At 54.3% G+C, this 12722-nt stretch carries 13 protein-coding genes; 7 read left to right on the forward strand and 6 right to left on the reverse strand.

Annotated features, from left to right (window positions below):
- Positions 1–3 precede the first annotated feature (3 nt).
- A complete protein-coding gene (locus FMM01_RS13085) occupies positions 4–825 on the forward strand; it encodes a DUF1129 domain-containing protein (RefSeq protein ID WP_150392811.1) in 822 nt (273 codons plus the stop codon).
- Here the strand turns inward: FMM01_RS13085 and FMM01_RS13090 are convergent.
- Together FMM01_RS13090 and FMM01_RS13095 are read right to left on the reverse strand one after the other, a co-directional pair.
- Entirely contained in the window at positions 822–1241 is a 420-nt protein-coding gene (locus FMM01_RS13090; protein ID WP_150392812.1) for a hypothetical protein, read from the reverse strand. The two genes, FMM01_RS13085 and FMM01_RS13090, sit on opposite strands and share 4 nt — an antisense overlap.
- 96 nt (positions 1242–1337) lie before the next feature.
- Positions 1338–4736 (reverse strand): lectin-like domain-containing protein, encoded by a 3399-nt coding sequence (locus FMM01_RS13095; RefSeq protein ID WP_150392813.1) that lies wholly within the window; start codon positions 4734–4736, stop codon positions 1338–1340.
- A 220-nt stretch (positions 4737–4956) separates the two neighbouring features.
- On the opposite strand from FMM01_RS13095, the gene FMM01_RS13100 reads away from it, so the two are divergent.
- The 5 genes from FMM01_RS13100 (at position 4957) to FMM01_RS13120 (ending at position 8849) form a co-directional block, all read left to right on the forward strand.
- A complete protein-coding gene (locus FMM01_RS13100; RefSeq protein WP_063516101.1) occupies positions 4957–5493 on the forward strand; it encodes a TetR/AcrR family transcriptional regulator in 537 nt (178 codons plus the stop codon).
- On the forward strand, positions 5493–6551 hold the full coding sequence (locus FMM01_RS13105) for an ABC transporter permease (protein ID WP_150392814.1): 1059 nt from the start codon (positions 5493–5495) through the stop codon (positions 6549–6551). Before FMM01_RS13100 ends, FMM01_RS13105 begins: the two co-directional genes overlap by 1 nt.
- 14 nt (positions 6552–6565) lie before the next feature.
- Positions 6566–7249 carry an ABC transporter ATP-binding protein gene (locus FMM01_RS13110; RefSeq protein WP_027828787.1) on the forward strand — a complete coding sequence of 228 codons (684 nt, stop codon included), beginning with the start codon at positions 6566–6568 and terminating at the stop codon, positions 7247–7249.
- A 134-nt stretch (positions 7250–7383) separates the two neighbouring features.
- Positions 7384–8175, forward strand: coding sequence for a CPBP family intramembrane glutamic endopeptidase (locus tag FMM01_RS13115; protein WP_150392815.1), 792 nt, complete (start codon positions 7384–7386; stop codon positions 8173–8175).
- Positions 8176–8225: 50 nt separating this feature from the next.
- Entirely contained in the window at positions 8226–8849 is a 624-nt protein-coding gene (locus FMM01_RS13120) for an SAP domain-containing protein (protein ID WP_150392816.1), read from the forward strand.
- Here the strand turns inward: FMM01_RS13120 and FMM01_RS13125 are convergent.
- The 4 genes from FMM01_RS13125 to FMM01_RS13140 form a co-directional block, all read right to left on the reverse strand.
- Positions 8846–9175, reverse strand: coding sequence for a MazG nucleotide pyrophosphohydrolase domain-containing protein (locus tag FMM01_RS13125; RefSeq protein ID WP_150392817.1), 330 nt, complete (start codon positions 9173–9175; stop codon positions 8846–8848). The two genes, FMM01_RS13120 and FMM01_RS13125, sit on opposite strands and share 4 nt — an antisense overlap.
- A gap of 76 nt (positions 9176–9251) precedes the next feature.
- Entirely contained in the window at positions 9252–9893 is a 642-nt protein-coding gene (locus tag FMM01_RS13130; RefSeq protein WP_150392818.1) for an ABC-2 transporter permease, read from the reverse strand.
- Positions 9871–10611, reverse strand: a complete 741-nt coding sequence (locus FMM01_RS13135; protein ID WP_150392819.1) for an ABC transporter ATP-binding protein — start codon at positions 10609–10611, stop codon at positions 9871–9873. Before FMM01_RS13135 ends, FMM01_RS13130 begins: the two co-directional genes overlap by 23 nt.
- Complete coding sequence (locus tag FMM01_RS13140) at positions 10601–11062, reverse strand: helix-turn-helix domain-containing protein (protein WP_150392820.1); 462 nt, start codon at positions 11060–11062, stop codon at positions 10601–10603. The genes FMM01_RS13135 and FMM01_RS13140 overlap by 11 nt, the downstream gene beginning before the upstream one ends.
- A 180-nt stretch (positions 11063–11242) precedes the next feature.
- On the opposite strand from FMM01_RS13140, the gene FMM01_RS13145 reads away from it, so the two are divergent.
- A complete protein-coding gene (locus FMM01_RS13145; protein WP_150392821.1) occupies positions 11243–12508 on the forward strand; it encodes an RNA-guided endonuclease TnpB family protein in 1266 nt (421 codons plus the stop codon).
- The last annotated feature ends 214 nt before the right edge of the window (positions 12509–12722 follow it).

The raw sequence follows: 12722 nt of genomic DNA on the forward strand, positions 1-12722 counted from the left end.
ACGATGGCCAAAACAGCGGCCCAACTCGCGCAAGAAAACACGGCGCTGCGGGCGCAATTAACACCTGCTAACAAGACCTATTACGAGTCACTGATGGTATACATTCGCGCCCAGGCGGTGGGAAAAGATGAGCTGGCAGTGGAACAAGAACTGCTGGCAATTCTGACGGATATCCTGGCGGCCCAGCAGGACGGCCGCACCGCTGAAGCGTATTTCGGTAAGAATCCCCAAGAGACAGCCGATGACATTTTGGCGGCCCTACCCAATAAGTGGCGCGACTTGCTGAATCTGGTACTCTATGCCGGCGGCGCCTGTATTTTGCTGATGGCCTATCCAATGTTGATCGATCCGGCGAGGCCGTTGGATGTGGGGGCGGCATTGTTTATTGCGGCCTACTGCCTGATTATCATTGTGCTGCTCAGCCGCCTGTTTGGGCAAAGCAGATACGGTCGCCCGCTCAGTGATCGAACGGCCAACTGGCTGCTCCTCGGTTTCTTGCTGCCTGGGATCTTTTTCGGCCTCTTGATGAAAACCGCGTGGCGCTTCTATTTTCCGGGCGTCGGCGGGATCATATTGATTCTCGCATTCCTGCTGATTATCGGTTTTGTTTTTTGGCGCAAAGAAAAGAAGAACTGGAAAGATCCGTTAATCTTTTTGGTCCCGATGAACGTCATTATTGGGCTCATTCAACGGATTCCGGCCGGTAACCAGTTCTTTAACCACACACCAAATGGCCGCTATGTGATCCTAGCGGTCTTTGGCGTGCTGTTTATTGTGTATTACATCCTGGTCTGGTGGTTTTCCCGCCGGCACCGCTCCCGTTAGCGCAGGACGTTGCTCAGCGTGTAGGTGATCGTGGCGGTGTACTTTTGAGCAGAAATTCCGCTGACAGCAGGCACGTTCAGGTCGACATTAAAGGTTTTGGTATCGAGCAGCGCGGCCGTGTTGACGAACGTCCACACCGCGCTTTGACCAGCCGAACCATCCGCCGGAATCGTCCAGGTATTGGGCGCCGCGCTGTTTTGGCTGACATAATGCAGCGCCAGTGAACTGACGGGGAGCGTGCCCGCCGTTCCGGTGAAGGGACTGGCAGAAATTCCCACTGTTGATTGCGTGCTGGCGCTGGTCCGGCCCACGGTGATGGTGAACGGCGTATAAGTGCCGGGATCTGGACCGGTGTTGTCGTCGTGCCCGTTATTGGGGTACTGGCCGGCCCGTAATTGACGCTTGCCGAAATTCAAGGTATCGACCTGCAAATAATCAATTCCACTCAGGCCGATTTTCGTCCAGAGTGAATATTGGGTCCCGCCAGTCGTATACGTGCGCTTCAGGTACAGCTAGTTGTTACGCAACTGGCTGGCCTTCAGATAGTTGGTATAATTCAGCACGTAGCCGCTTTGGTCGGCCTTCAGCGTGAGTACGTTAGTCAGTGGGGTACTGGTATCGGTAGTATTGGTCGGGTCGCGGTCGTACACCGCGACCGCGACGTTTTGATAATCACTCACCGCACTGGCAGTGGCGGTCCCCAGCGGTACGGTGGTCAGCGTGCGCCGCACGTCCGGGACGTTAACTTGAATCTGGTCGGGGGTGTCCGCCCTGGCTAATGACCAGGTCGTGGTCCCCGGCATGACCATATCATGCTGGTTGATGGCCGTGCCCGCCGTGGTCACCGCCTGGATGTTATTTTGCAAAGTCGCTTGGTCCATCTTGGGCTTGGTCGGGGCCGCGTAAGACGCCAGAGTCAATTGACGCAGCGCGGCCTTATTTTGCTGGAAGAAAGGCACCAGGTCATGGGCTGTGGTGCCCGTGATCGCCGTGGTCACATCCGCGTCCGCCAAGCCGTTGGCCACCAGATTCAGAGTTTGCAATTTGGGCAGGCTGGGCATGGCGGCCGTACCTGAGCCGGTGAACGCGGTCGCGGTATAGCCGGACAGATCCACTGTCTGCAAGCTTTGGATCGGGGCTGATTGGCCCAGGACAGGCGTTTGCAGCTGGTTGAGCAGCGTGCGGAAGGTCTGTCCGGTGGTGGTGTGGGTCCCTGTATTTTGCAACAGGCTTGGCCCATAGATGGCCAGCCCTTGCAGGTTACTGGCATATTCCAGCCCGATAACGCCGTTAGTCATATTCCATGCCCCAGCACCCAATACCCCTGTACCGGCAGTATTGAGCTGGTTTGTCAGCCCAGTCAGCTTCGGCATCAGCGATTTTGTTAATTGGGTGGTGGCATCATCGGTGGTGATGACCCCAGTGACCCCGGCGGTGTTCAGATAAGTCTGCGGCGTATCGAAGAAATGCGTATTGATCGTTACAGAACCCTTGTTGAAAGCGCTGGCCACAGTTTGGCGCAAGCCGGCATCCGGCATCCAGGTCGATAGCGGCTCATAAACATAGTAGACTTCGGTCCACTGCTGACCTGTGGTGTTGGTATACACGGTGATGACTGGAATATAATCCGCGGCCCGTAATTTCTGAATACCGGCGGCGGTCAGATTGATTTGATTGCCTGATGCCGGCAAGCTCACATCGCCGGTGCCGAGCCAAGTGGCCGCGCCTGCTCCGTACACGGCCCGCTGGGTATAAGCCGCGCTGGGCACGGGGGTGAAGCTTTCGTTCGTGCGTACCGGAATCGGGATCATGGCACTGCGCGCCGGAATCACCGCAGCGGCTACGGTCAGGGTGTCCAGCGATTTCTGAATACTGCTGTAGTAGCTCGTGGGTACAGCCGGAGTCTCGTTGGTCTGATGGACGTATCGGTCGGTCGCCTGCACGGCGGCGGTCAGCGTACCGGCGGTCTGTTTGGTGACCAGGACTGGCAGGGTGATCGTGATGGCGCTGCTGTTGGCGGCGTCGGTCAAGAGGTCGATGCCGTTGTTGCGCACGATATCGTTACTGGCGGCCGTCTTGCTGGGAATCGTGACGGTCGCTGTTGATCCGCTCACCGTTGTGTCAGTGGTCACGGTGAGGGGCGACGGCACAGTGGACAGCTGTGTGTTGAAAGTGACCTGCGCGGTGGGGGCATTGCCGGCCAAGGTCAGCCCATCCGGCAGCGTCACCGCCAGGTTCGTACCGACCCACCGGGAGGCACCGCCGGCCGGATTGGTCAGGGTGACCTGATAATTCAAAAGATCGCCAAAATGCACCGCCTGGCCGGCCGGAATAGCGGTACCGTTCAATGTGTACCGGCCGGTCAGTGACGGCAGCGGGTTGGTCATTTTGTAATAGAGGGTAATGACTTTATAGGATTGGCCATACTGCCCGGTATACGTCATCGTCGTACCGCCGGTATCAGTGAGCGTCCCCGCCGCTCCGCCGCTGACATTCGGGGTGAGCAGCGTCGCCCCTTTGCTTTCCGTGCCGTCGTATGCCAAATAACTGCCGTAGTCGAAGCTGTAGGTCTGGCCGGCCTTGGTGAGCTGTTTGGGCAAGTTTGGTTTGGTGAGCGCCGGATTGACCAGGTTGGGATCGGTATAGGATGTATCAGGATCCTGGAGGTCAGTCCCGTTTTCGTCCACGTAGCGCACCGTTGCTGTGTTCGGCTGGGGCGTATATGAACCGTTGAAGTTGCGGACCTTCTGGTTCCAGGGCGCGGCTCCCGTGGAGGCAGAAATGTTCAACGAATAGTACTTGCCGGCGGGAAGGTTCTTGATCGTGAATTGCTGAGTCCATTGATTGGTCCCTGAGGCGGCTTCGGCGGCGGCCAGGCCAGCCGCGTCGGTGGCGTAAGTATACTGCGACCAGGATTTCGGCAGCAGCGCCACGATCAGGGTACCCACGCCGCTGGCATTAACGTAGTAATGAACTTGGATAGCATGCCACTGGTTATCATAGAATTGTGCGGCACTCAATGCGCGGGCCCCGTCGATCCGGCCGCTGCCAAGGGTCGGCAGCGAGTGAGAGTTACTGTACGTGCTGTATATATGGGTAAAGCCAGACAAATTGGTTTCGATAAAAGCGCCATAAGGCGGGGTGGCCCCGGCTACCGTACCTGGATCGGCATCGGGATCAGAAAACACGAAACCGGCCAATTTAGCGTTTTTCAGTGCCCAGCTATTGAAACCACCAATCCAGTCGTTGTAGTTCTTACCCAAATAGTTGTAAATCGATTGAATGAGCGGACCATTCCCGGTATCTTGCGGATAGGTCGGATACGTTGTGGTCGGATTGCGTTGGACATAGGCCTGGGTCTTATTCAACGGGTCTGCTCCCGGCAAATAAGCCGGTTGAGTCAAACCAGCCCATCGATCCGTGGTCATATCCCAAATATCAGCATGACCAGTACCGGGATTTCGGTTGGTATACGCATCAAATTTAATGCCTTCCGCATAGGGCAGGCCGGAAATTCCCACATTACCGCCAAACAGTCCGACCGCTCCCGGCTGGCCGGGATACAGCACAAAACTCATCCCGTCCGATTTTTTATCGTTGCTGTTCCAGTCCCCGAAGTTCACGTCATACCGCATCCAAAAGTTCTTCGAAAAATCCAGCCGGGTGTTCAGCGTTGCGGCCCCCGCCTGGGATTGACTGTCTGTGTTGGTCAGCGTGACATCACCCCACGTGCCATCTGCGCTGAGATCAATGTGGGCCGTTCCTCTGGTGGAGAAAAATGTCTGAGTATTGCTCGGTGTCACCGTGACCGGCTGGGTGGTGTCGGCAATAACCGATCCGCTAGTCCCCAAGAGCAGCAGCCAAGCCAGCACTAATAAACTCAGTATCTGAAAACGATAGCGCGTGCGCATGAAAATCCCCCCGTGAAGATTGATAAAAAACACGAATATTGTCTGCCCAAACCGTTCTGAAGGCAATGGAACCCCTTTAAGAAAACGATAGCATAGAAATGAAAAAAAGGCCAAAATAACAACATAAAATATTGCGGGCGCTAGTTGACACCGTGTCACTTTTGCTGTATTCTAGTTTCCATTAAGTGACATGGCGTCACTTTTTGAGAGGAGAATGCGCATGCCCACGGCCACGTTTAACAACTTGAAACCGGAAAAAAAGCAGCTCGTTACCCAAGCGCTGCTGCGGGAATTCTCGGCACATCCCTTTGCCGACGCCCAGGTAGCACGGATCGTCAAGGATGCTGGGATTGCCCGAGGCGCTTTTTACAAATACTTTGCGGACCTGGCCGACGCGTACGTCTACCTTTACGGGGTGGCAATGCGGGACATTCACCAGCATATCGATTTTCAGCAAGCCTCGGGTTACACTGCGGCCGGGTATCTGGCCTACACGGAGCAGTTCCTCGCTTCACTGGCCGATAACCCGTATCGCGATTTGATTCGCCGGCACTTTACTGAAAACGAAGGCGCGCTGCCGATCCCGACGACGCTGAACACGCCGGAGAAATTAGCGGCCCTGCCCGCTGATGAATGGGCGGCCACGATCCTCAGCCACGAGGTGATTCGCCAGATCATGCTGTATCCGGAATTAAAAACCAAATTACTCACTAAATTCACGCATACGCTCCATCAATTGGAAGGAAGTCATCGTTAATGTACTTAGCCTGGAAAGAAATCAAGCACGAAAAGCTCCGCTACGGTCTGATTATCGGGATGATCCTGCTGATCAGCTACTTAGTTTATATTCTCAGCGGGCTGGCCTTTGGGCTGGCTCAGCAAAACACCGAGGCCATTGATTCCTGGGGTGCGCAGAGTGTGATCCTGGATAAAGACGCCAACACCAGTCTGCAGCAGTCCATGCTGACGAAGAGCCAAACGGATAAAATGACGCTGACGAAGAAAGAAAGCTATGTCGGCCAAAGTGCCATCGTTGCCAAAGAAGCCAAGCATGCCAAAGTATCCGCCCAATTCATCGGGTTGGACTGGAATCAGTTCATTGGTCAGAAGCTGGTATTGACCAGCGGTCATAAACCAACTCAGGCCAACCAAATCGTCGTGGATGATGGGTTCAAGACCAGCAACTACCAGCTCGGTGACAAGATCCAGTTCAACTCAAATACGGAAACCTATACCATCGTGGGCTTCACCCACAATGCCAAGATTGACATCGCCCCGGTGGTTTATGGCGACTTGAGCACGTGGCGGACATTGAAGAAACTGCCGGATACCTTTGTGGCTAGTGGGATCATTTCGCAAAACGCCAAGTACCAGCCCGGTGTTGACCAGCTGAAGAATTATTCGGTGGCGGCGTTCATTAACAAACTGCCCGGCTACAGTGCCCAGAACATGACCTTCACGTTCATGATCGCCTTTTTGATGATTATTTCCCTGGTCGTCATCGCCGTGTTCCTGTACATCCTGACGATTCAAAAGATTCCCAATTACGCGGTCTTGCGGGCTCAGGGCGTCCCCGCCAAAGTGCTCGTCAGCAATACCATCAACCAAGCGCTGCTGCTGGTCTTTGGCGGCTTAGCCTTGGGCGTCGGCTTGACGGCGTTGACCGCGGCCGCGCTCCCGGCGGGCGTACCGATCGCCTTCAACTGGCCGATCCTAGGCGGGGTGACCATCGGGATTCTGTTGACCGGCGTGATTGGCGCGCTGATCCCCGTGAAGTTGATTCTCAAAGTTGATCCCGTCAGCGTGATTGCCTAATGGAGGCTGAAACAATGGAAAATAAAAATACGATTGAAATGCACCATATCGACAAGACCTTTGGCCATGATACCAGCAAGATCCAGGTCCTGAAGGATATTGAGTTCACCGCCCAACGGGGAGAAATGAGCCTCGTGATCGGGCCATCCGGTTCCGGTAAAAGTACCTTTCTCACTATTGCCGGCGGCTTGCAGACGCCGACGGCCGGGGACGTGCGGGTGGAGGATACACCGCTCACGGCGATCCCGGTGAAGCAGCGGGATGCGCTGCGATTGAACAAGATCGGCTTCATCCTGCAGGCATATAATCTGGTGCCCTTCCTCACCGTGCGGGAACAGTTCCGCTTCGTCGACCGGATCAAGGGCGCCACGCACATGACGGAAGACGAATTGATGACGCTGCTGGCCGATCTGGGCATTCAAGATTTGATCACCAAGTATCCCAACGAACTCTCCGGCGGCCAGACCCAGCGGGTGGCGATTGCCCGGGCGCTGTATCCGAATCCCGAGATCGTACTGGCCGATGAACCGACGGCCGCGCTGGATAGTGAACGGGTAACGGTGGTCGGTCAATTGCTTCATGATTTGGCCAAGAAGCACAATAAGTCGATCATTGTGGTCACCCATGATATGCGGTTGAAGCAATATGCAGACCATATTTATGAGATTTTGGATGGCAGTATGCGGCAAGCCAGTTAAGTGAATTTTTCGAGTGGACAGTCTGTCTTAACGACGGCTGTCTTTTTTTGTGAAAAAATCACGTGCCAATCCTTGATTTTCAGAAAAGTTAAGCGCAGCTTAAAAATATATTCAAGAAGGGGGAAATTATTTCAATGCGGCTACTCGTTAGCAAAATTAAACAGCATAGTATCGCCAGTATCATCACTTTTTGGTTGCTGATGTTTGTCTTTGACGAGTTCATCTCGAGTCCGCTCATCGGTCTGATCAAGGCGCCGGATATTGTCTTGGACGTCATTTTCAAAACGCTGGAATTGACGGCCGGAATTCTATTCAATCAGTGGCTTACCCGGCAGCCCATCCATTGGCGGGCGGCCATTGGTAAAAACAGCATCATCATGCTGGCCATCATGGCCGCCATCATGGTCGGGGCAACGGTGAGCAAGCTGAACAATTTAGCTGACGCGACGATCGTGGCAGTGATTGCCGCGGGGCCGGAAGAGTTCCTATTCCGCGGGGTGATTTTCGCCAGTCTATTGGCTAATTTAAAAATACAGGCACTGCCGCACCGCGTCTGGGCCGCCATTCTCTTGTCCAGCGCCATGTTCAGTTTGTACCACTTCGGCAATATCGTTGATCAAGGGCTGTACTTTACCCTGATGCAGATGATTGAAGCGTTCGGCATGGGCTGCCTGCTGAGTGCACTTTATGTACGTAAGGGCAGTCTGCTGTTCCCAATGGTTCTCCACGGTTTTATCGACTACACAATTACAGTCACCCAAGGGTACGCGACAGTGATCACCAGTGCTGGGAACCCCGCTGGGACGTTATTGGCGGCGGTATTCCACATGGTGTTGTACATTGGCTTGGCCGTTTTGATCTGCAAACCGGACAGTGACAGCCAGTTGCGGGGGCAGGTCGTGGCCGTAGCTGGGCGAGATGTGTAGTGCAAAGTATCCCTAGCGGTGGCGTAGAATAGAATCCTGGGGGTGGAGAAATGGATCTCGCAGCGTTCAAAACACACTATTACTACAAAACGGATCTGATCGCGTTATGCCGCCAGTATCAATTGCCAACCAGCGGCACCAAGGCGGACTTGAATCAGCGCCTGGACGCTTTCTTTTCTGGCCGACCGGTGCGTCAACGGGCTGAGTCGGCAAACCGTGGTCAAAAATTGACTGCAGCCCAGTTGACTCTGGAAACACCAATTATTGGGTCAGGTTTTGCGTTCAACGCAGCTGCCCGTGAGTTTTTTGCCGCCTATTTTCACGTGAAACACTTTCGCCTTACCAAGTCCATGGCCGTGTATAAACGGCAAGTTGACGCAAAAAAAGATCAGACCGCAACGATCGGCGATCTGATCCGGGTCTATCAAGAAACTAAGGACAAACCGGCAGCACAACGGGCGTTTTTGGCGAATAACCCCGAAGAGCAGACCTATCAGTGGAACAACTTTGTCCGCGATTTCTTCGCCGATCCGCAGACGGCGGTGTTTCATGACCAGCTGAAAGTCGCCGCCATTCTTTGGCAGCAAGTGAAACGATCAACCGACGCCAAGGTGTATCGCCCTCAGCTGGTGACGCAATACGGGCCATTGATTGCCCAGTATCGCCGTCCTTAATGGGGCTGTTCCTCATTAAACCGGCGGCTGAGTTTGCTTTCGCTTTGGGCCAGTAATGCCTCCGGGTCAATGCCAAACTTGGTACCAATGACCAAGACTTGGTCTAACACATCAGCCAGTTCCTCTTTCAGGTTGGCTGTCTTTTCGGCCGGTGTCTGCGGCTTTTCTCCCGGATGATGGCGGCCAATTTCCAAGGCGCGGATCGCACGGGCGACTTCGCCGGTTTCTTCAGTTAGAAAATTCAAGTAGACAAAGGGTGAAAAGTGATACCAATCGTGGCGTTTGTAGAAATCGATGAGCCAAGCTTGGTGGTTTGCTAAATTCAATATGACGGCCTCCATTCGCCGGCCTGACCTGAACGGGTCGGGCCGGTTTTGTTTAGTCCAGCATAGCAAACTCTGGCTATAAATCCACCCGTTGAAAATTCTGCATACTGACGCGCATGGTCACGAAGAAACTGGTGATAAAGGCCATGATCCCCGCCACCAGGAAGGGTGATTGCAACAGCAGCGCCGTGGGTTGAACCGAATCCACCCAGCGCAGCCCCGGCAGATGCGGCAGTGTTTCCATCACGCCCAGCAGGATCAAGGCAGCCAGCGTACCCCAGAAGTAAGGCCAGCCGATTCTTATCCCGGTTTTAAAGAAACCCGTGAGAAACAGGTAGTCGAAAACGGCGAGGGCCAACAAGCCAAAGCCAAAATAGGCGACATTGGCGTTGATGCCCGCGGGATTGGTTTGGATGTAGAGCGTCCGCAACAGCGCCCAAGGAATCGTCAACAGCAGCATGACCGTTTGAAAAGTAAATGTGTAAAGCACTTTGCCCCGCACTACGCCGGCCTTGCCGGTTGGTAGCAGGGCCGTATACAGAATGTCATTGGTCTGCTTGGCGTAGACCAAGTCCAAACTGGGGGCCAGCATGGCAAAGAAGAAGACCACGCTGTACGGATACGCGGGAGCCAGCACCAAAGCGCCCAACCAGACGAAGAACCAAGTGGTGGGATGGGCCGCCAGCAGATATTCTTTACGCAGGAATTGCCGAGTCATCAATGGTCTTCCTTTCTATCGTGAGCATAATGTCATCAAAGGTCAGCGGGGCGTTAGCGCTCAGGCCGAATTGGCGGCGGAAATGGTCGATGAAGTCGGGTTTGGCGGCAGAGTAGAGCACGGCGCCCGCATGGATGTAAGTGATCGAATCCGCGATGGCTTCCAGGTCGGTGGTGATGTGGGTGGAAAAGAGAATGCTGTGCTGGCCGTCGGCGACGTAGTGGCGAAAGACCTGGCGAATCGCGTCCCGGGAGACGGGATCAATGCCGCTGGTGGGTTCGTCGAGAATGAGCAGCGGCGCGTGGTGACTCATGGTCACGGCCAGCTGGTATTTGATCAGCATACCGGTGGAGAGTTCCTTGACCTTTTTTTGGTCATCCAGAGCGAAGAAATGCAGGTAATAGCGGTACTGTTCCTCGTCCCATTGGGAATAGAACTGGCGGGTCGTCCTGGTGATCGTTGCCAGCTTTTTCTCGGGGTAGTAAACCGTTTCGCCCAGCATCACGGCCGGGTTGGCCGGGGCAGCGATTTGCATCGTGCCCGCGTCGGGCTGCACTAACCCGGCGATGCTCTTTAATGTGGTGGACTTTCCGGCCCCGTTGACGCCGATCATGCCCATGATCGTGCCTGGGGCGATGGTGAAAGAGACGTTTTGCAGTGTGAATTGCGGGTAGCGTTTGGTCAGATGACTGACCGTGAGCAAAGAATCATTGGTCATGGGGCACCCCCTTGCCCATATGGGCGTAGGCCGTCGCTTGATTGAGAAAAACGTCATTTTTGACCAGGGCCAACCCCGGCAGCGGGCCTTCTTCGTCGCCTAATACGACGAGGTTGGTCCCTTTGGTCAACTGAAAAAGGTCCCGGGCGCTTTTGGGGATCACGATTTGCCCCCGTTCGCCGACTTGGACGGTGCCGAAGAGGTGTTTTCCCTTCGGTGGGATGCCGAGCCCGCTTTTTTCGGTATCGTGATGGATGAGATCGTCCAACGAAATGTTGTAAAACTGGGCCAGCGCATCGGCGTGGGCGATATCCGGGACTGATTGCCCACTTTCCCATTTAGCAATGGCCTGGCGAGTGACGCCGGCTCCTTCGGCCGTTTGTTCCAGCGTGTAGCCGAAATGGGCGCGCAGATTCTGCAAGTTGCCGGCGAGGGGGGAATTGTCTGACATGTTTGTTTCCTCCGTTTCTTCTGACTTTTCATCCAAAAACAGCGAGGATAACCCCACTTCAACGGTTTTGCCGTAAGTGGGGGAGGAATCGTCGAGCTTTTGACTTGACTGTTCGCTATGGCAACCTGGTATGCTGTTTTTAAGGAATGAGAACGTACTTTCCCACTGAAGGAGGCCAGTATGAAAAACGCGCAAGTACTCAAAATGCAGATCAAGTTTGCTCCAGACGATACTGTTGGACCAGCGGCCATGCAGGAAACCATGAACCACTATCGCGATGCCTGCGACCTGATCAGCCAGCACGTCTTCGACCGGGATTTTAAGTTCAGCGCCTTCTATCTCCACGCAGTCTTCTACAAGAAGCTCACGGATAAGACGTCCAAGATGTATCTAAAAGCCCAAATGGCTCAATCCACCACACGCACTGTAGCGGCGCGCTACAAGGCTCTTGACACAGTTCAACACCAGAAAAACTGGGGTTGGAAGAATCCCAACACTGGCAAATGGGTCAAAGAACGGGCTAAAGACCTGACGGACTTGTGGTATCCGATCCATTTCAAACGGCCGCAGGTCGATTTGGTGTTCAATCGGGATTGGTCGGTGTTGGATAACTGGGCGAAGTTGTCCCTGAACACCATTCGCGGTCGAGTGATTGTCACGCCCATTACCACCCATTGGGAGAAGTATCTCACCGGCGCATGGAAATTTGGCACGGCAAAAGTCATCAAATCAGGCCAAAAATGGTTTGTCCACATCGGTGTGACTCAGGAAGTCCCGGATGTTCCATTGGAAAGTATCCAGCGGATAGTCGGAATGGATCGCGGTTTGATCAATATCCTCACGGCCTATAATGATGAAACCGGTGAAACTGAGTTTATCAGCGGTAAGAAGCTGCTCAACAGACGCGGTCGCGGAAAGCAGCAGCGCAAGCACCTGCAACAGAAGAAAACTACGGCTGCTCGGCAGCGGCTCAAGAAAATTGGTCATCGAGAAAACGGTTGGGTGACGAACATGAATCACCAGCTTGTTAAGGCACTCCTTGACTTCTATGGGCCTGGGACACTGTTTCCCATCGAAAAGCTGAATGACATCCGCGAAACCCTGGAAAAATCACCAAAAGATAAGAAGTACGAACGGGTCAGCTGGCCCTTTTACCAGCTGGAACAGTTTTTGATGTACAAAGCCCAGCAGTATGGTTGTATCGTGATCAAAGTAGATGCGCACTACACCAGCCAGCGCTGTCCCAAGTGCGGCACCATCGACAAGAGTGCTCGAAATCAACAGCTCCACGAGTACCATTGCAAGCAGTGCGGCTTCCGCACCAATGATGATCGCATCGCTGCGATGAACCTGGCAGAACTTGGCCGGCGTTATTTGGCCGGCGACAAAGAGCCGTCGTTTGATTCAAAGAAGCAAAAGAAAGCAAAACGGTCGGGCATGGCCTGACTTGTCGTCAGGGCGTTGTCAGCCGCCCTCGGATGTAACCATGGCGTAGGAGTCGAGAGACGTTTGGACTACAGTTTCTCAACGGTACCAAGAGGAGCACCGATCCACTGGGCGTGAGTTGCAAGCTCCCACTTCAACGGCTTCGGTCGTAAGTGGGGGTAATTGACACCTTAATCATACCAAGTTGCAAAGGTGGCACAACCAAGCGAGGACA

Origin of the sequence: Schleiferilactobacillus harbinensis, from assembly GCF_008694105.1 — a bacterium.
GTDB lineage: Bacteria > Bacillota > Bacilli > Lactobacillales > Lactobacillaceae > Schleiferilactobacillus > Schleiferilactobacillus harbinensis.